This is a genomic window from Haloprofundus marisrubri, assembly GCF_001469955.1.
Lineage (GTDB): Archaea > Halobacteriota > Halobacteria > Halobacteriales > Haloferacaceae > Haloprofundus > Haloprofundus marisrubri.
Window position 1 is genome coordinate 173,226 of the sequence record NZ_LOPU01000004.1, and the last position, 18,275, is coordinate 191,500.

Below are 18,275 nucleotides of genomic sequence, written 5' to 3' on the forward strand. Positions count from 1 at the left end.
AGGACACTCGGAGCGGTTGGCGTCACACCCATCGCTGGGCTCACGTCAGCCCAAACAGAACAGTCTGCAGCGCCAGCAGTGTCGTGGACACGCACCTACGGTGAGTCAGCCGAATATGCCGGTGTGGAGGATGTCGTGGCTGCTGAAGACGGGTACTATCTCATCGGAACAGCACGACACGAATATCCCATGTATCGCGGTCTCGTCATTCGAGTCGATACAGCAGGCCACAAGCAGTGGCAGCAAGAAGTTGCGTTATCGAGTACGATTCTCAACGCTGGCTCACCGCACCCGAGAGGCGGGGTTATGGTCACGGGCGTAACGAATCTCAGCGAACCCAACTATAGTGAGGATACACCACTCTCATCGGACCCCTTCCTCGCCCGAATCACTGACGAGGGAACCCTAGAATGGACACGTACACTCCAACCCACAGCAGGCGCTGGTAGACTTAGTGCGGTCTCTCAGACGAACGGTGGCTATCTCGTCGGTGGATCCAAGCAAGCCCGCAAAGACACCCCTGAGAAACTATGGGCGGCGTACATATCCAACGCTGGCCACCAGCAGTGGAGTTCAACACTCGCAAAAGAAGATCAAAAAGGCACACTGAACGCAGTCAGCGCCGATGGCGATGTGTGGTATGTCGGGGGATCTGTTGCGCCTGCTCAAAGTGACGACTACGGTCGGAGTGAGAACGCCATCATCACCTGCCTCAATCGGGATGGCACTGTCCAGTGGCGCTACGAGCACGACGAACTGAACGGCAGTCGAATCGAATCCCTCCACACAACAGCAAACGGCGTCGTCGGCGTCGGGAACCGAGGATTCGCCGTTGATAACGACGGAGAAGGCTGGCACTTCCAACTCACCACTGATGGAGATGTTGAGTGGACGCAGTCGCATACGACGGGGCCGTGGAATTGGCTGCAAGACAGTGTCGCCCTCGACGGCAGCTATCTCCTCGTTGGCACCCGCGAAGAAGAAAGTGAGGAGGACAATGGGCCTCGTGGTGCGTGGGTGCTCAAGACTGGACCAACGGGTGACCGACGCTGGGAGACGACGTATTTCGACGGTGAGTCAAGCAGTGGACGAACAGTCCAACGACATTCTGAAGGTGGCTTCGTTATTGGTGGTCGCACTGATGTCGATTCTACGACGGCTGGCTGGCTACTGAATGTGGGTGGGTCTGAGGCTGATCAGCCCTCAATTACGTCCGACCCTCTGTCCAACGTCACAAATGCACTTCCACCAGAAACGGGTGCAGTCGCATCGGGGGCAGTGATCGGTGGGACTGCGGTTGCCCTTGGCCAGCGTCTCCTTTCCGACGACGGTTGACATCCTCCACACGACTACAGTCGTGGGATTCCACAAAGTGGAGTTCAAGCTTACGCGTTACCTCGGGTGCGAAGTACGCTTTCGCGTCCACCCTCAACGGTTGCCTCGGCTCTGTTGAAATCCTCGGAGAGTTACAGGTTTAGCCAGTAGTTTGACCAAATGCAGGCCCTCCCGAAGTCGCGGTTGCTCCGGTTCGTTGAGCAGGCGTATCACTTGGCTCAACGAGCTGTCGGTCGCTATTCTTCGAAGTTCTCGAAACGGCGGTACACACTCCACCAGCACATCGTCTTGCTCTGTCTCAAGATGCGGAAGAATACGACGTATCGGACGCTTCTGGACGAGCCATTCAGAACCACCGTCAGGTCTGTGATGGCCTTGGCTCGCTCGGAGACTCTGTCTCGAAAATCTGGAATGTCGCACGATGGACAGCCGACCGCATCTGGGACGCAACAGGCGAAATCCCAGACGAGGGCGTGCTGAAATCGTATATGAAGAACCAGTTGTGCTGGAAAGACTTGAACGCACAATCCAGTCAGAAAGTCATTGAAGAACTTTCCGACGCTTTCCAGTCGTGGTTCGACTTGCGACACAAGTTTGACGACGCGAATCCGTCCGGCTACCGCAAACACGGCGACAAACGACCAAAGAGTACGGTCACGTTCAAAGAAGACGGCTTCAAGCACGACCCTGAGAACAATCGGGTTCGACTCAGCAAAGGCTCGAATCTCAAGGAGTATTGGTCGGACTTCCTGCTCTGTGAATACCAGACCCGCCCTGACGTTGACCTTTCGGAAGTCAACAGCGTCCAGAACGTTCGTGCGGTCTGGAACGGCGACGAGTGGGAACTGCACTTCGTCTGTAAGGTCGAACTCGAAACGAACGATTCAGCAGGCGATGACGTGGCAGGCATCGACCTCGGTATCAAGAACATCGCCACGGTTGCCTTCCCCGACGAATACGTTCTCTACCCCGGCAACTCGCTCAAGCAAGACAAGCACTACTTCACACGTGCCGAGTACGATACTGAAGGTGAGAACGGCCCGTCAGAGAAGGCGATGTGGGCACGTCAAAAACTTGCTGACCGTGAGTCACACTTCTACCACGTCCTCTCAGACACAATCATCACAGAGTGTGTCGAACGGAACGTAGGGACGCTCGCGGTGAGTTGGCCCGAAGACGTGCGCGATTCAGACTGGGGCAAGACTGGAAACAAGAAACTCCACACATGGGCGTTCGACCGCATCTACCAGTACCTCGCGTACAAAGGCGAGATTCGTGGCGTTGAGGTGCTGAAAGAGAACGAGTGGAACACCTCAAAGACTTGCTCACGGTGTGGAGACGACACGAAAGGGAACCGCAAACACCGTGGCCTGTACGTCTGCCAGTCGTGCGAGTTGGTCGGGAACGCGGATTGCAACGGGGCGGAGAATATGCGTCAGAAGATAACTCCGAGACCTCATGGCGAGGATAGGAGTAACGGCTGTGTGGCACAGCCATCGGTACACTTGTTCGATTCAGAGAGTGGGGTTTTCGCCCCGCGAGAACAGGTCGTATCGTAGACCGGCAAATATCCCACCTGCGGTACGGGAAGCCCCGTCGTTCACACGGGGAGGATGTCACTGGAGTCGTAGCCATTGGCGAGTGGGCCAATACGCGGTATTGTAGTTATCGCTCTGGACGATGGATACCTTGGCACAGCAGAGAACCTCAACGAGAATGTAGAGTTCGTTGAGGCCAGTGTTCTTGACGACGATCTCCCCCTGATGTTGATGCTGTGTTCCACCTTGCAGCTCTCTCGTCATATGCGATGCATGAGGACGACCCAACACTTGGTGCACGGGTGAACGTTGAGGGCTTCGTCAACGTCGCTGATCAAGCACGCCAAGACGGCTGTGACACAGTTGTAGGAATACACGGGTGTACAGACACACCCCTCGTTGCCGTTGCAAATGCTCGGGAGAAAGTCGAAAGTTTGAGAGTCTCGAAAACACCCCACCAAATGATCGTTGGTTGATCAGATCTTGGGGAGACACACACCCCTCGTTGCCGCTGGAAACATTCAGAAGTGCCACACCACGTGCCTGAGACCAATAACCTTGCCCGCTAAGATAGTTACGTTTAAGTGATTCCTTTTGCTACCAAATTCCACAAGAGTCACTTGCAGATCGAATGAAGTGACCTCGGTCACGAGTCCGCTTTCTGGGCGGCCTTTCCCGTGTTTTCCGGATCTACTGTTTTTGCGAACTTCACTCATCTTATCCGCTGATTTGACTCGAGTATTTTTGCCCACACCTTCGCAGCATTTGCAGCGGCAATGCGGGGGGTGTGTGTTCGTGTTTGGTTTCTGAATATACTCACATATACGATAATAGTCACTGGATATCTCGTGCGCTAGGCCTCTCGGCTGTATACGTGTCATATCGGCTGATACTAGTCATACGACCACAGACTATCTTTGCGACAGATTTATATTGACATGGAAGCCAGCGGGAGTGTAGTTCGTTTTCCAGCGGCAACATAGTGTCTTTGCAACGGCAATGAGGGGTGGTTCCAACGGCAACGAGGAGTGGCTCTGTGAGTAGTTAGACGCTAGTTGGTGCTTACGACCTGAATGAGAAATCTTTAGAATAGTCGTTTTAGCTTGGTTTCCATCGGTTACTACAGCTATGACGAAGTAACGACATTTCCATTGAATCACGAATATTAGGTCTTTGCAACGGCAACGAGGGGTGTTTCCAACGGCAGTCCGCCATGTCTAAAATCCGAATATTGATATGGGTTCCCGAGATTTACACTATAACCAATGTCGGACTCAATAGATTACTTCGGTGGGACCGACGCTATCTTCCGAAATAAAGATCTTTTACAGGTCAAATATCTCCCAGACGAAGACCGGATCATCGGCCGCAACGAACAACTCAACAACCTCGGTTCATCACTCAGACCCGCAATCAAAGGACAAACACCCAACCATGTCCTCATCTACGGAAAAACAGGCACTGGCAAATCACTCTGCTCGAAATTCATGGCTCGACAACTCCAGCGTCGAGCCGCAGAAGACAACGTCGGGGTGGGAATCGCCTACGTCGACTGCTTTCAAGATTCAACCGAAACACAGGCGATCAAATCGATCGCCATCCAACTCAACGACGACACGACCAACATCCGAATTCCAGCCTCTGGCCTGAGCACGGGCGACTATTACCGGAAACTCTGGACCGTCATCGACGACTACTACGATGTTGTAATCGTTATTCTCGACGAAATCGACAAACTCGACAGCGATAACGTCCTCATGCAACTCTCACGCGCGGTTGAGTCCGGGAAACTCAACGATAGCACGCTTGGCGTCATCGGAATCAGCAACAAAATCCAATACAAAGACACCCTCAACGAGCGAGTCAAATCGAGTCTCTCCGAGCGCGAATTCGTCTTCCCTCCATACGACGCAAACCAACTTCGAGCAATCCTCGAATCGCGACAAGATGCCTTCCAAGAAGGCGCACTCTCAGACGGTGTCCCACCACGAGTAGCGGCACTCGCTGCTCGCGAGCATGGTGACGCACGCAAAGCCATCGACATCCTCCGGTTTGCTGGCGAAATCGCAGAAGACGAAGACGCAACCCAAGTCAAGCAAGAACACGTCGACCAAGCCCACGAGCGGGAAGAACAAAACCGCGTTGCAGACCTCATCTCCAAAAGCACACCCCACAGCCGATTCGTCCTCATCGCACTTGCGAACATCGTCCAACAGCGTGGCAACGCAGAAGCATGGGTTGCCACAAACGATGTCTTCGATGTCTATCGAACAGTCTGTAAAGGCGACGGCGCAGAACCACTGAAGAAACGCCGTATCCGTGATATCCTCTCTGAACTCGAGTTCCTCTCTATTATCGACCAGGACCTCCGCGGGAAGGGACAAGGACAGGGTAACTACATGGTCAACCGCTTGGCCGAAGTAGAGCCCACGACTGTGATTAAAGCCTGCTCAAACGCGAGTTAGGTCTCAGATCTGTTTTCCTGACTTAGGATTCTGGCTGATTGAGCACTGTCTGTACAGCCTCAACAATCGCATCGTGATTGTTCCCATTTGAGGCAACTACGCCTTGACTATCAGTATTCCACTCATCACCTTCGACATCTGTGACAACACCACCCGCTTGCCTTACGTGGTGGACACCAGCGACAGTGTCCCACGGGTTAGCGACTGTGTCGAGCGTAACAGCTGCGTCAAATGCACCGCTTGCGACCATTGAGAGCGTGAGTTGGGCTGACCCGGTTCGACGGAGTTCCCCAAAACGTTCGATAATCGTCTGGGAGAGTACACCGATGATTTCGCTATCGCTTTTCTGCCAGGGAAGTGTCGGCGCGACGAGAAACGTTTCAACATCCGTTCGGTCACTCACAGAGATTGATTGGCCGTCTCGCAGTATGCGCCTCTGGGTCGACCGATAGCGTTCGTCAAGTGCAGGTGCAACGTTGACACAGCTCACTGGATCACCGTCGTGGACGACTGCAACACTCGTCACCCATTCAGGGATCCCGTGAACGTAGTTTTGTGTCCCATCTATAGGATCGATGATCCAAGCGTATCCCTCGTCAGGTACTGTTTTCCGTTCGTCTTCTTCTTCGCCGACGATTTCGTCGTTCGGAAAATACTCATTGATCACTGATACGATTTGGCGCTGTGTCATCCGGTCGATATCCGTTACGAGATCGGTCTTACCGGATTTCCGCTCGACATCAAGTACAGTCTCGAAATGGTCGCGTGCATAGGTTGCCCCTGCACGAGCTGCGTCAATGACAATCGTTTCTCTTGACGGCATATCTTGGGTTCATTCTCAAATCACAAAGTAGGGATGCCTGAGGTGCCTCTTCAATTGTAAGACGAAAAGAGAGGAATTCAGGTTTCTCCGACGGTGTCTTTTCCTGTAACCGATTTCTTCTCAGGTTGATGTGGTTTCTGTTCCGACATGTACTGTAGGTCTTCGACTGCCTCTACCCGATCATCCCAAACATCGAATAGTGCCTCGTATGCCTCTCTGTAGACGTCGTACCACCGTCGATATTGCTGGACCTTCTCGGGGTTCGGTTCGAATGCTTTCGCAACCGACGTTGTTTCTTTGACGGCACTGGGCAGATCCTCATATTCGTTGGTTCCAACACCAGCCAACAGTGCTGCACCTTTCGCCCCGAACTCTTCGCCTTCTGGCACGACGATGGTGGCATTCAGGCAGTCAGCGAACATTTGACACCAGAAATTGGAACTGGCACCGCCTCCGCTGAGATAGATTTCGTCAGCATTGTAGGGCAGATGGGAGTAACAGTCACGCATCGCGAGTGATATTCCCTCGTAGACTGCTCTGACGAGATGTGCTTGCGTGTGTTCTTGATTCAATCCGATGAATTCTGCACGAGCGTTTGGGTTGACAAACGGTGCTCGCTCCCCTGCTGAGCTGAGGAAGGGATGATAGATGAGTCCGTCTGAACCAACTGGAATCTCTTCGACTTCCTCTTCGACGAGATTGAATTCGCTTTTATCCATGATCTCTTCGATCGCCCAGTCGAGGTTCGGCGTTCCAGTCATCGAAGCCATGAATTTCGTCCACATACCGTCCTCAATTCCGAGTGTGAGAGCAATCCCAGTCTTCTCGTCTCCTGTCGGCGGAGAGTCGAGGATTGTTTGGTTTAACGAGGTGGTTCCGACGACTGAGGATCCTTCTCCGGGAAGTGCTGCACCGCTTCCGAATGCAGAGGCGGCGACGTCAATGAAACCGGAGACGACAGGAGTTCCGGAGGGGAGTCCGGTTTCGACAGCGGCGTTTTGGGTTATTTCTCCGACGACTTGTGTTCCGCTCATGAGTTGTGGCCGCATGTCCCCGATTTCTGGCATGTCGACGATATCTAACACTTCGTCGGAGTATTCGCCGGTTTCGACGTTGACGTACGGTAGTGATGCGTCGCTTGGGTCGGTCGTGAGTTCGCCTGTGAGCTTGTATTTCAGCCAGTCTTTACAGTAGAATACTGTACTGGCTTCCTCGTAATTTTTTGGCTCGTTTTCTTGTAACCAGTTGAGTATCACGAGACTGCTGCCTGGGAATTGGGTGCCGCCGCAGATGTCGTATACTTGATCAGTGATGCCTGCTTCCTGCCACTTTTGCACGACTTTGCCTGCACGGCTGTCTGACCAGAGGATTGCGGGTCGGACTGGATCTGCGTTGTTGTCGACGAGCCAGCATCCGTCTCCTTGTGCTGTGACGCCCAAGGCTAAAACCTCGTGTTCGTCGTCGAGTTGCTCGATGACTTCGCTTAGTGTCTGTGTGGTCTTTTTCCACGTTGTGGTCATCGACTGTTCGGCCCATCCGGGTTCGGGTCGTTTGACTGCGTTTTCGACGCTACTTTGACAGATGGCGTCTCCGTCGAGCGTGAAGGCGACGGATTTGATGACTGTCGTTCCAGCGTCGATACCGATGAGTACCCCCACCATGTCAATAATGAAAGATGATTATATGCATAAGCTTTCGTCCTCTGTGTTATCATCTAACTAGTTTTAGCTACCCACCAGTTATTTGCTATCGGATATCGCACATTTTGTGCTGCGTATCAACACTCAGACCGACAAGCTCCACCCACAACCCGCACACAGTGTGAGCCAACACCGTCGGCAGAGAATCACAAGCCCACCAAACGGGCCACAAACACAGTCACAAGCCAACGCAGGAACAGAACCCATGAAAGCACTCATCACAGCCAACTTCAGCGACGAATCGCTCACACGACTCACAGACGAACTCGGAATGGACGTAGAGTACCTACCCATCGCCGACCGAGACGGCCGACTCCCTGAAGACGAACTCCAAGCACACCTCCGTGACACCGAAGTGCTCATCGTCGGGTACGAAGGAATCCCAGAACATCTCCTCGACGAAGCCGACGCACTCCAGATCATCGCGTGCGCACGCGGTGGCCCAGACGCGAACGTCGACATCGACGCCGCCACCGAACGCGAAATACCAGTGCTATACGCTCCCGGACGCAATGCCGTGAGTGTCGCCGACTTCACGTGGGGAGAAATATTGAGCCTGATGCGAAACATCGCTCACGGTCACCATCTCCTCCACACCGGCACATACACCGGAGATGCACGAGCAGATGCTGCCGGTGGCGGCTCACGTGAAGACGTCACGTGGGGAATGGGGAACGATTCACCATACGTGCAGCTGAAAGGACCGGAGCTTGCAGGCAAAACCGTTGGCATCATCGGCATGGGGGCTGTCGGACGTGAAGTCGCAAAACGAGCACAAGGGTTCGATGTCGACCTACTCGGCTTCGATCCGTACATTGACGCCGACGCAATGGCCGAACACAAAACCGAGAAAACAGAACTTGACGAACTACTTCGTGAAAGCGACATTGTCACCGTCCACGTTCCAGTCACTGATAGCACGCGAGGACTAATCGGCGGCGACGAGTTCGAGATGATGAAAGAATCGGCCTACTTCATCAACAACGCCCGCGGTGCAATCATCGACCAAGAAGCACTCATTGACCAACTTCAGTCAGGAGGCATCCGTGGGGCTGCGCTTGACGTCTACGACATGGAACCTATTCCAGAGGATCACCCACTTCTCGATTTCGACAATGTCGTCACAACCCCACACCTCGCCGGGGCAGCAGAGGAAGTCATTGATCGACACTCCGAAATGCTAGTCGACGATATCGAAGCTGTCCTCAACGACAGCGACCCAACTCACGTTGCCAACGAAGAATCGCTATCGTAGGTCATTCAGATTTAACTGCAACCGGACACAGGGTTGTTGGCAGTCCGAAGCACGATTCCACGGGTCAGTTGACCCGTGGTTGCTTACCGAATGTCGCTCAGTAATCTTGTCCGTAGTCTGTGAATCGATCTTGGAGATGATCGATTTCTTCGTCAGGCAAGATTTCTGGGACACCGACGCTGATCGCTTGGTAGTGGATTCGCGCACAGTATTCGGTCATCAGTGCGACTTCGAAAGCCGCATCGACGGACTCTCCAACTGCAATCACACCGTGATTCTTCAGCAGACAGGCGTTGTACTGTCCACTCAACGCATCAACAGCTGCCTCTGCGAGTTCGGCTGTTCCGTAGGTCTCATATCTGGCAACGGGGATTTGGTCGCCAACGAATGCGATGAGGTAGTGTGATGCGGGGATGGGTTCTCCGAGGCTTGCGAAAGTACTGGCATACGGTGAGTGCGTGTGGACTACACCTCCGACATCGTCGCGTTCGCGAATGATGCCTGTGTGCATTCGGTATTCGCTGGATGGTTGGCGTTCTCCTTCGATGTGTTCGCCGTGGATATCGACGATTGGTACGTCTTCGGGAGTGATATCGCGGTAGGGGATTCCCGATGGGCTGATTGCGACGTGGTCACCGCTGCGTGCGCTGATGTTCCCACCAGTGCCAACGGTGAGCCCTTGTTCGAGCATCTGTCGTCCTAAATTACTTATCGTCGTTCGTTCTTCTTCGAGCATGGGTTGAGGTAGTTTTGTGCTGGGTTTAGCTAGGATGAGTTGCTGGCTAATTGTCTGTCAGTATCCTGTCGGTTGCATGCTATTGCCATCGAAGAGTCGTATAAAATTTGTGTGCTCGAAAGCTTTCTGAGCACGGTCAATCAGGCCCGAGTCTCAGATCGCGCCACGTTTCAAAATCCAACCTCACGATTACTTCTGCAAGAGAATTATACTAACCATACTTGACACTCCAAATTTCTTGTCTCATACGTAGAGTATGCAAATTATTCTTTTGCATAGTCGTTGAACGCTCGTTAATGGCACCTGACAAACCAATAGTGGGAGTCACAATGGGTGATCCCGCTGGCATCGGAAGCGAAGTCATCGTCAAAGCATATCCAGAAGCGACCGACGAAGCCAACTACGTCGTATTAGGAGACAGAGACGTCATGGAAGACGCTGTCTCCGCTTGTGAAAGTGATCTAGAGCTTCGTACAGTCTCGTCAGTTGCGGAAGTTCGAGCGGATTCCAACACGTTGGACGTGCTTGACTTCGATAACGTAGACGAGATTGCACGCGGAGAAATACGTGGTGAATACGGCCAAGCAGGACTAGATTACGTTGAGGACGCTATCGATCTCGCACTAGAGGGAACCATAGACGCGATGTGTAACGCTCCCCTCAACAAGAAAGCTCTCGAACTGGCTGGTAGCGACTACGCAGGCCACACGAACCTCCTCGCCGACCGAACAGAGACTGAAAACTACTCGATGTTACTTCTTCAAGACAATATCCGAGTTACCCATGTCTCAGTCCACGTTCCCTTAGAAGAGGCAATTGAGCAAGTGACTACTGAGAATGTGCTTGAGACACTTCGTGTGACCAAGGAGGGCCTCGAGGGACTCGGGATTGAGTCTCCGAAAATCGCCGTTGCGGGTCTCAATCCACACGCAGGCGAGGGTGGGGTGCTCGGAACACAGGACGGCGAAGAAATTGAGCCCGCAGTCGAACAGGCTCAGTCAGAAGGAATCGACGCCGCTGGTCCATTTGCCCCAGATAACATTTTCAATCAAGCGGCTGTGGGGCGCTTCGACGGTGTTGTCGCGATGTACCACGACCAAGGCCATATCCCGATGTATGTCCATGGGGTTCTCGAAAGTGGTGGTGTAGCTGGCGTCAACATGACGATAGGACTGCCGATTATTCGAACGAGCACGATGCATGGCACTGCATTCGATATTGCTGGTGAGGGGATTGCAGACCCTGACAGTATTCTCGAAGCGCTCAACACGGCTGCACAAGCTGCTGTTGCTGAAAGATCGGAATAACCCATTTTGATGATGTCAACTCAATCGGCAAGACTCCTGATCTGAGCTTTGTTTCCGGGGTGAAAGTCCGGTTTTGGATGGGTCTTTTTGTCTGAATATTCACATGATACTGATTTCCGCCTTTTGAATAGTGAACACTCCTTCTGAAAAAATTCTATATGCCGCCGTCTGGCAGGTCAGAACATACCATGAATATCATTACACACTGGGTGACCGAGCCATGTTCATAGGAATCGATATCGGCCACACAAATCTGAAAGCTGTTGCATACGACTCAGAGTGGGAGGTGGTTGGCTCTCATGGAATCGAAGCCGGAATGAAACATCCAAGCGATGACCGCCACGAAATCCCAATCGAAGAGCGGTGGGACCTCACGATGGACTGTCTGGCTTCACTCACAGACCAGATTTCACAAAGCGGTGATATCGACTGTATTGGACTTACAGGCGGCGGTGGAGGACTCTATCCGCTTGATGAGAACGAAGAACCGTTCATGAACGGAATCCCACTGCTAGACGAGCGGGCAAAGGGGGTCCTCCGTCGATGGAAAGAAGACGGGACATTCAATGATATCTCAGAACGGACTGGAATCCCAATTCCTCCAGGCGCAGCGTTGCTCTCACTACGCTGGTTAAAAGAAAACGAGCCTGAAAACTACGACCGCATCGCGCACATCTTCAACCTCAAAGACATCGTCCGCTACAAGCTCACTGGCGAAAAGGCTCTCGAGATAAGTGACGCCACGTTCAGCTTCACGAACCACGAGACTCAGGACTATGACGATGCGCTGTTCGATCTTGCAGGTGTCGAGGAGAAACGGGATGCGCTTCCCGAATTAGCGGGTAGTAGTTACGAGATTGCGGGATATACTACTGAGGAAGTCCAGCGAGACACCGATATTCCTGAGGGAACGCCCGTGATCACTGGGGCGCACGATGCATGTGCTAACGCGCTTGGTGTCGGTGCAATCGAAGAAAACGTGGTGACGACTGCAGGCGGGACTTGGTCTTTGAGCACGATGGTTCTCGACAGTCCGACAGTGGACTTAGACAGTTGGTGTTGTGAGAATTTCCTTGAACGTGGGACGTGGATGTTGGAGATTGCACAGCCCACTGGGACGGTCTCTCTGGATTGGTTTGTAGACGAGTACTTTGAAGAAGAAAAACAGCAGGCCGAGGAAGAAAACCAGAGGGTCTGGAGCATTATAGAAGAGCAACTAGAAGATGTGTCTACGACTGCTCTCTTCCATCCGTTCCTCCTTGGAAACCCGTACGGATATCTCTACCAAGACAATGCAACTGGTAGCTTCACCGGCCTCACCAACCAAGACGGTCGCTTTGAGATGCTAAGAGCAATCTACGAGGCGATTTCGTTCATGCATCGCTGGCAGATTGAGCAGTTTGAGCGTGAACTGAGAGTCAATGAGGTGAGGTTCACCGGTGGGGCTGCGAAAAGCAAGTTTTGGGCACAGATGTTCGCTGACGTTTTCGATACGAAGATCACGATGACTGAAAAGAAAGAATCTGGATGCTTCGGAGCTGCCATGCTGGCTGCAATCGGCATCGGGGAGATCAGTGGCTTGGAAGAAACAACTGAATACGTCACTGTGACCGAGGAGTATTCCCCACGTGGAGATGAGCAACGCGAGCACTTTGAGCAAAAGTATAATGCATTCACTGAGATGGCTGTTCTCTTAGAGGAGATCTGGAATATACATGAGGGTCTCAGAAGTTCTGAATTAGCGACCTACAACTGAATTCTTGGACACTCATATTACTTTCTGTGAATATCTGTGTGTGTGGAAGTGGATCTCTTTTGACGCATTCTGCAACGATTGCTTAAATGTTGGCCACCAGTCATATTAGTGTCTCCGTCCAAACAGATGTTAAAGACAGTCCATCATCCACTACATCCCCCGGAATGCACAAGCCCTCCAATCAGGCTTATGCGACGGATACGTGGACTGCAATCCACACTCCAGAAACCAAAACAAACACCAACATGTCAACACATACTGGCGGCTCAAACAGTGACAACTCACTCGACAGCGCACTCGATACGCTCAGCGACTCACACCGACGACACATCCTCCTCGCACTCACAGAACAAAGTCTACGCCCGGTAGACGAACTCCACTTCAACGCCAGCCTTGACGACGACAAAGACCTCACCACACACAAACTAAACCTCCACCACACCCACCTCCCAAAACTAGCCGAACACGGGTATCTCGAAACCAATCCTCAATCAGACGTGGTTCGACGCGGCCCTCAGTTCAACGCGATCGAATCGCTCCTCGAAACCCTCCGCAACAACCAACACCACCTCGCATACGACTTCCCCAGACATCCTGTCTACCAGTCTGGATTGAAGCGACTCCACCCCGAAAATACAAGCATCCAGCATCAGAGACACATGTGAGAACATCCGTTCCACATGAGTATCATTTCACGCTTTCAAGCCACGGTGGATAGCTGCTGCGCAATACACGCACCTGATGATCGAACAACCGTCTTCGACCTCAACGTTGAAACTGACGATCAACTAAACGAAATCACATTGCTTGGCACGGTTCAGACCAAACAACTGCTAGAGAACACCGCAACTGCACTTCGTGAAGCAACCGGATGGACAGTCACAACCACGTCCGTTACTGTGCTTGAAGCCGAGTCTTCAGTACGGACTGTCGACAAAACCGCTGTTGCTGTCCGGGACTCTCCAGCTGAATCTTCTGAACAAGTAACACAAGTCCTCTACGGCGCTACAATCCAAGCCTACGACTCGACGGACACATGGACTCGAATCCGCACCCCCGACGGATACATCGGCTGGATCCAGACAGACACACTCAGTGACACAACTTCGCTCGCTGGACCTGCAGTCACAAATCAAGCGATCGAGACAGACCTTTCGATCGGATTCATTCCTGCTGGCGTTGAATGCGAACTGATAGCTGAGGATGGAGACTTCTCGAGAGTTCGGTTCCGAACAGACGAAACAGCCACTGTATCGAGTCACGCCATCTCAACACAGGATGGTCAAAATGATCCAGAAGCGGTCGTTGACTGTGCACTAGAATTCCTTGAAACAGTGTACGAGTGGGGTGGCATGACAAACTCCGGAATCGACTGCTCAGGACTCGCTTGGATTGCATACCGAACACTTGGTGTTCGACTCCCTCGTGATGCAGACCAACAACGATACGTCGGCACGGAAGTCTCCAGAGACGAACTCCAGCCGGGTGACCTCCTGTTCTTCCCCGGGCATGTCGCGATCAGCCTTGGAAGAGACGAATACATCCACGCATACGGCGGTAGCGACAGTGTTGTCACGAACAGCCTCAATCCAGATGCAGACGCATACATAGAGTCACTTGATGATTCGTTTGAGACGGCTCGACGGGTGATTTCGCAGTGAGTCTCATTGAGTCTGTCTCTGTCTTGCCAGTGGATATCCCACTTGAGACGCCGTTCGAGATCGCGCTTGGAACCCAAGAGTCTGCACAGAATCTCTTTGTTCGGATTGAAACTGCTTCCGGTGCTGTTGGTATCGGTGAAGCGTCGCCGCTCCCGCCAGTAACTGGTGCTTCAAGAGACGCAGCAGTTGAACAAGCCCGGGCTGCAACGGATCTCCTCGTCGGCCGTGATATCGCTGAGTATCGTGTACTTGTAGACGAAGTCCGGCAGGCAGCACCCCGGATGGTTTCTTCGAGTTTAGCGATCGAGATGGCGCTGTTAGATGCGGTTGCTCGCGAACGCCAGATTTCACTCGCCGAAATATTCGGTGCGAGACCAACGCCAATCACGACGGATGTGACCCTGTCGACAGTCGACCCAGACACGGCCAGAGAACGCGCCACGGCCGCAGCTGAGGCTGGTTACTATGCGCTCAAGGTAAAAGTCGGTGACGACCTTCCGAGCAGTCTCAGTCGCGTACGCGCCGCAGCCGACGCATACCCAGATGCTGAGATCACTGTCGACGCAAACCAAGGCTGGTCGCCAGCTGAAGCAGTCCGATTCTGCAGGGAACTACGTAACTCTGGAATAGATCTCAAGCTCCTCGAACAACCAGTAGCGGCTTCAGATGTGACTGGACTTGCACAAATCCGAAATCAAGTGACTGTGCCAGTTGCAGCCGACGAAGCAGTGTTTTCGCCGGAAGACGCCCTCAGAGTCATCGACAACAATGCAGCCGATGTCATCAATATCAAACTCGCAAAATCAGGATTGCTCGGTGCCCAACGTATCGCTGCAATAGCTAACGCCGCGAACGTCGATCTCATGATCGGTTGCATGCTCGAAACCGCTGTTGGGCTTCATGCTGCAGCTCACGTTGTCGCAGGCATTGGCGGATTCACACATATCGATCTTGACGGTAATGACAGTCATACACGATTCTTCGGTGGACCCACTCCCTCACCGACGTTTACTCCGTCTGGTCCTGGTCATGGTATCCAACCTGACCTTGATTGGTAGCTCATCGTTCCCGATTTGACTTCTGTCGTGGATGATTCACTTTGGGATTGCTTTCACAACGTCGTCGAGCGTGTCTCTGGCCGATTTTGCATTGGTAGTGAGGTTGCTTAGCAAGAGTGCGAAGAAGACGTCTGGCTTGTTGTGACGATACTTGATGCCCGACAATGCACGAACTCCTCGTAATGTTCCTGTCTTGGCACGGACGTTTTGGCCGTGCAGGCGAGTGGTGAGTGTCCCCTCTCCAGGGGCTGGGAGTGAATTAAAGAATTCGTGGCACCACGGCTGTGAGTGGCTCCACGAGAGAAGTTTGACGATGGCTTCTGCAGAGACCAGATTGTAGCGAGAAAGCCCTGAACCATCGTAGAGCCGACAGCTAGGGGAGTCGAGTTCCTCGAAGAATGCAACTGTATAGTTTTCCCACGTAGACGAATTCCTTCCGTCGCCTTTTGTTGTCAGAGCGAGTGCGAGTTGCTCAGCGAGGAAGTTATCGGATTGACGGTTTGTCTCCGTGATGATTTCCGTGAGCGGCCGAGAACTGATCGTCCCAAACTGGGTTGCTGATAGTTTGCCTTTAGCCGTTTTTTCTGATACTTTGACCCCTCCCGTTATCGAAATTCCGACCTTGTCGAATTCTTCGCAAAAGACTGCCGCAGCATGCATTGACGGATTTAATATTGGGGCTTGAAGCGATATCTCCTCAGCACAGAGTCGTCCAGCTACAGTTAACTCGAACGTTGATGGATTGACCTTGACGGAGACATCGGATTCATCCTCTTTATCAGCTATCACCACTTGCTCGTGAACTGTGACCGCGGTTGACTGTGGTGACACTGTGATCTCTGGACCATCGTCAGTCCGACTGACAGTGACCTCAACTTGGTTTCGTGACACAGAAAGAGCACTTACAGGTGCTCCGTAAGGCTGTCTGATGTCTTTATGTGCCCATCCTAGTGGATACGATGATTCTCTGGACGGAGATTGCTTCAGTATCACGTTTCCATCAACACAGCTTATGTTTGAGGATGCGACACTCTGCGCGAGTACTGCAATATTAGAACGCTCCAGATCGGGTGTAATCGAGGATGTGACAATACAATCGCCGTTTAGTTGTCTCCCAGACACTTTTCTAGTCGTAGCTATAGATGTCTCGAATTGATGCGACTCTCCGAGGCTATCAAGTGCAAGTGCGGTTGTAAAAAGCTTGGTAGTCGAAGCAGGTGGTACAACTTTTTCAGCATTTAATGACTCAAGTATTTCTCTTTCAGTCGTCTCAATGAGCACGCTAGCTGTCGCAGCTGGATGGATATTCCCTACAGCACGAACTGCACTTGACAACGAACTCTCCGTCATATATTACTGAAGATCGGATGGAATCTGATTGTTTCCGAAGACGTCTTTGGGGGTTTCCTGTGGTCTGAGTTCTTCCAAGGAACCATCCTCTCGCACCAAGACGACACCCGGTTTTGGTTCCGCATTCGTATGAGATGCACTTCCAAGCGAGTACGCCCCAATACGATCAACTGCTATTTTGTCACCAACTGACAACTCAGGAAGCGACACGTCTTCCTGAATCACATCACCAGTATAGCACAGCGGACCTGCCACATCATATGACTCCGTCGCAGCGCCCTCAGTAAGGCTGTAGATTGGATACGGCCAATACGAGGAGACAGCGTTCGTCCCAGCATCCAACACAGCAAACTGTGTCTCTGGCGTGGCCTTGATCACACCAACTTCAGCAACCAAGGTTCCAGCATTCCCAATTAGTCTCCGACCCGGCTCAACAAACACGGTTGGCCGCGAAAGACCATACTCCTCAACTTCAGACTTGATCGTTTCACTGAACGCCGCGATGATCTCTTCGGAGTCAACTACCGATTCGTCGTACGGGACGGGGAACCCACCACCAAGATCGAGCACCGAAATTTCGGTTCCAGTTTCCTTCTGCACACGACTGGCAAATCCGATTAGCTCTCGTGCTGCAACTCGATATGGCTCGACGCCACGAACCTGACTTCCCACGTGTAGCTGAACACCAACGAGGTTGAGCATCTCTTGTTCACATACATCCCGTGCTACATCCATCGCTTTCCCAGACGCAATATCGAGACCAAATTTGCTTTCACGAGTCGCTGTTGCCACTTCTGGATGTGTCGGAACCTCCATTGCAGGATTCACCCGGATGAGAACATCTGCAGTTGTATCTGCATGTTCTGCTGCAGTAGCGACTCGCTGCAACTCCTGTGTATTATCAATAAGATATCGAGGTACGCCTGTCTCGAACGCTTGCTCAAGATCTGCTTCACGCCGGTTTAAGCCCGTTAGCAGTATGTCCTCAGAATTGAAGCCTGCGGTGAGTGCTGCTTGTAGTTCACCCCGTGCATACGCTTCTGCCCCACATCCTTCATCACGAAGTATTGAGAGCACCCCCAGCAAGAAGTTGGATTTGACGGCGAAATAAATCTGTGAATCCGGGTAATGTCGGTTAAGGCTGTTTCTGAGGTCGCGATAGTTCTGTCTGATATCTTCCTCGAAGAACACGTACGATGGGGTTCCATAGCGTTTGACGAGTTCGTCTTCGTAGCTCTGGAGTCGCACAGCACGAGCTGATAGATCCATGACTCTCCGTCTCAACACGAAC

Annotated in this window: 14 protein-coding genes and 2 pseudogenes; 11 read left to right on the forward strand and 5 right to left on the reverse strand. The window is 52.4% G+C overall.

Features of this window, described 5'->3' with window-relative positions:
* The first annotated feature begins 135 nt into the window (after nucleotides 1-135).
* The 5 genes and pseudogenes from AUR64_RS20345 to AUR64_RS01520 all read left to right on the forward strand — a co-directional run bounded on the left by AUR64_RS20345 (nucleotide 136) and on the right by AUR64_RS01520 (nucleotide 5,338).
* Nucleotides 136-1,335 (forward strand): hypothetical protein, encoded by a 1,200-nt coding sequence (locus tag AUR64_RS20345; RefSeq protein ID WP_155120443.1) that lies wholly within the window; start codon nucleotides 136-138, stop codon nucleotides 1,333-1,335.
* Nucleotides 1,336-1,494: 159 nt separating this feature from the next.
* Nucleotides 1,495-1,677, forward strand: a pseudogene (locus AUR64_RS19825) (IS5/IS1182 family transposase); the annotation flags it as partial.
* Nucleotides 1,678-1,679: 2 nt separating this feature from the next.
* Nucleotides 1,680-2,894, forward strand: coding sequence for an RNA-guided endonuclease InsQ/TnpB family protein (locus AUR64_RS01510; RefSeq protein ID WP_394326092.1), 1,215 nt, complete (start codon nucleotides 1,680-1,682; stop codon nucleotides 2,892-2,894).
* 105 nt (nucleotides 2,895-2,999) lie between these two features.
* Nucleotides 3,000-3,241 (forward strand): annotated as a pseudogene (locus AUR64_RS21105) (NAD-dependent epimerase/dehydratase family protein); the annotation flags it as partial.
* Nucleotides 3,242-4,138: 897 nt separating this feature from the next.
* Complete coding sequence (locus AUR64_RS01520; RefSeq protein WP_058580187.1) at nucleotides 4,139-5,338, forward strand: Cdc6/Cdc18 family protein; 1,200 nt, start codon at nucleotides 4,139-4,141, stop codon at nucleotides 5,336-5,338.
* A gap of 22 nt (nucleotides 5,339-5,360) precedes the next feature.
* Here the strand turns inward: AUR64_RS01520 and AUR64_RS01525 are convergent, their stop codons facing one another.
* On the reverse strand, nucleotides 5,361-6,161 hold the full coding sequence (locus tag AUR64_RS01525; protein WP_058580188.1) for an inositol monophosphatase family protein: 801 nt from the start codon (nucleotides 6,159-6,161) through the stop codon (nucleotides 5,361-5,363).
* A gap of 77 nt (nucleotides 6,162-6,238) precedes the next feature.
* Nucleotides 6,239-7,822 carry an FGGY-family carbohydrate kinase gene (locus tag AUR64_RS01530; protein WP_058580189.1) on the reverse strand — a complete coding sequence of 528 codons (1,584 nt, stop codon included), beginning with the start codon at nucleotides 7,820-7,822 and terminating at the stop codon, nucleotides 6,239-6,241.
* Nucleotides 7,823-7,928: 106 nt separating this feature from the next.
* On the opposite strand from AUR64_RS01530, the gene AUR64_RS01535 reads away from it, so the two are divergent.
* Nucleotides 7,929-9,116, forward strand: coding sequence for a 2-hydroxyacid dehydrogenase (locus AUR64_RS01535; protein WP_240479563.1), 1,188 nt, complete (start codon nucleotides 7,929-7,931; stop codon nucleotides 9,114-9,116).
* Nucleotides 9,117-9,213: 97 nt separating this feature from the next.
* On the opposite strand, the gene AUR64_RS01540 is transcribed toward AUR64_RS01535, so the two are convergent.
* Nucleotides 9,214-9,852: a class II aldolase/adducin family protein gene (locus AUR64_RS01540; protein WP_082230533.1), complete on the reverse strand. Its 639-nt coding sequence runs from the start codon at nucleotides 9,850-9,852 to the stop codon at nucleotides 9,214-9,216.
* Nucleotides 9,853-10,148: 296 nt separating this feature from the next.
* On the opposite strand from AUR64_RS01540, the gene pdxA reads away from it, so the two are divergent.
* The 5 genes from pdxA to AUR64_RS19840 all read left to right on the forward strand — a co-directional run bounded on the left by pdxA (nucleotide 10,149) and on the right by AUR64_RS19840 (nucleotide 15,634).
* A complete protein-coding gene (gene pdxA, locus AUR64_RS01545; RefSeq protein WP_058580192.1) occupies nucleotides 10,149-11,159 on the forward strand; it encodes a 4-hydroxythreonine-4-phosphate dehydrogenase PdxA in 1,011 nt (336 codons plus the stop codon).
* 220 nt (nucleotides 11,160-11,379) lie between these two features.
* Nucleotides 11,380-12,915, forward strand: coding sequence for an FGGY-family carbohydrate kinase (locus AUR64_RS01550; RefSeq protein ID WP_058580193.1), 1,536 nt, complete (start codon nucleotides 11,380-11,382; stop codon nucleotides 12,913-12,915).
* Between the two features lie 245 nt (nucleotides 12,916-13,160).
* Nucleotides 13,161-13,580 carry a DUF7344 domain-containing protein gene (locus AUR64_RS20350; protein ID WP_162265520.1) on the forward strand — a complete coding sequence of 140 codons (420 nt, stop codon included), beginning with the start codon at nucleotides 13,161-13,163 and terminating at the stop codon, nucleotides 13,578-13,580.
* Nucleotides 13,581-13,595: 15 nt separating this feature from the next.
* Entirely contained in the window at nucleotides 13,596-14,576 is a 981-nt protein-coding gene (locus AUR64_RS19835; RefSeq protein WP_082230535.1) for a C40 family peptidase, read from the forward strand.
* Nucleotides 14,573-15,634 carry a dipeptide epimerase gene (locus tag AUR64_RS19840; RefSeq protein ID WP_082230536.1) on the forward strand — a complete coding sequence of 354 codons (1,062 nt, stop codon included), beginning with the start codon at nucleotides 14,573-14,575 and terminating at the stop codon, nucleotides 15,632-15,634. The genes AUR64_RS19835 and AUR64_RS19840 overlap by 4 nt, the downstream gene beginning before the upstream one ends.
* 36 nt (nucleotides 15,635-15,670) lie before the next feature.
* On the opposite strand, the gene dacB is transcribed toward AUR64_RS19840, so the two are convergent.
* Nucleotides 15,671-16,984 (reverse strand): D-alanyl-D-alanine carboxypeptidase/D-alanyl-D-alanine endopeptidase, encoded by a 1,314-nt coding sequence (gene dacB / locus AUR64_RS19845; RefSeq protein ID WP_082230537.1) that lies wholly within the window; start codon nucleotides 16,982-16,984, stop codon nucleotides 15,671-15,673.
* 3 nt (nucleotides 16,985-16,987) lie between these two features.
* The gene (lysA, locus tag AUR64_RS01555; protein ID WP_058580194.1) at nucleotides 16,988-18,253 is read right to left on the reverse strand and encodes a diaminopimelate decarboxylase; all 1,266 of its coding nucleotides are present in this window, start codon (nucleotides 18,251-18,253) and stop codon (nucleotides 16,988-16,990) included.
* Nucleotides 18,254-18,275: the final 22 nt, after the last annotated feature.

Excerpts from the sequence above, each read along its gene's own strand:
- AUR64_RS01520 (WP_058580187.1), top strand. The coding sequence starts at position 4,139 with ATGTCGGACTCAATAGATTACTTCGGTGGGACCGACGCTATCTTCCGA.
- AUR64_RS01525 (WP_058580188.1), bottom strand. The coding sequence starts at position 6,161 with ATGCCGTCAAGAGAAACGATTGTCATTGACGCAGCTCGTGCAGGGGCA.
- AUR64_RS01530 (WP_058580189.1), bottom strand. The coding sequence starts at position 7,822 with ATGGTGGGGGTACTCATCGGTATCGACGCTGGAACGACAGTCATCAAA.
- AUR64_RS01540 (WP_082230533.1), bottom strand. The coding sequence starts at position 9,852 with ATGCTCGAAGAAGAACGAACGACGATAAGTAATTTAGGACGACAGATG.
- pdxA (WP_058580192.1), top strand. The coding sequence starts at position 10,149 with ATGGCACCTGACAAACCAATAGTGGGAGTCACAATGGGTGATCCCGCT.
- AUR64_RS01550 (WP_058580193.1), top strand. The coding sequence starts at position 11,380 with ATGTTCATAGGAATCGATATCGGCCACACAAATCTGAAAGCTGTTGCA.
- AUR64_RS20350 (WP_162265520.1), top strand. The coding sequence starts at position 13,161 with ATGTCAACACATACTGGCGGCTCAAACAGTGACAACTCACTCGACAGC.
- AUR64_RS19835 (WP_082230535.1), top strand. The coding sequence starts at position 13,596 with ATGAGTATCATTTCACGCTTTCAAGCCACGGTGGATAGCTGCTGCGCA.
- dacB (WP_082230537.1), bottom strand. The coding sequence starts at position 16,984 with ATGACGGAGAGTTCGTTGTCAAGTGCAGTTCGTGCTGTAGGGAATATC.
- lysA (WP_058580194.1), bottom strand. The coding sequence starts at position 18,253 with ATGGATCTATCAGCTCGTGCTGTGCGACTCCAGAGCTACGAAGACGAA.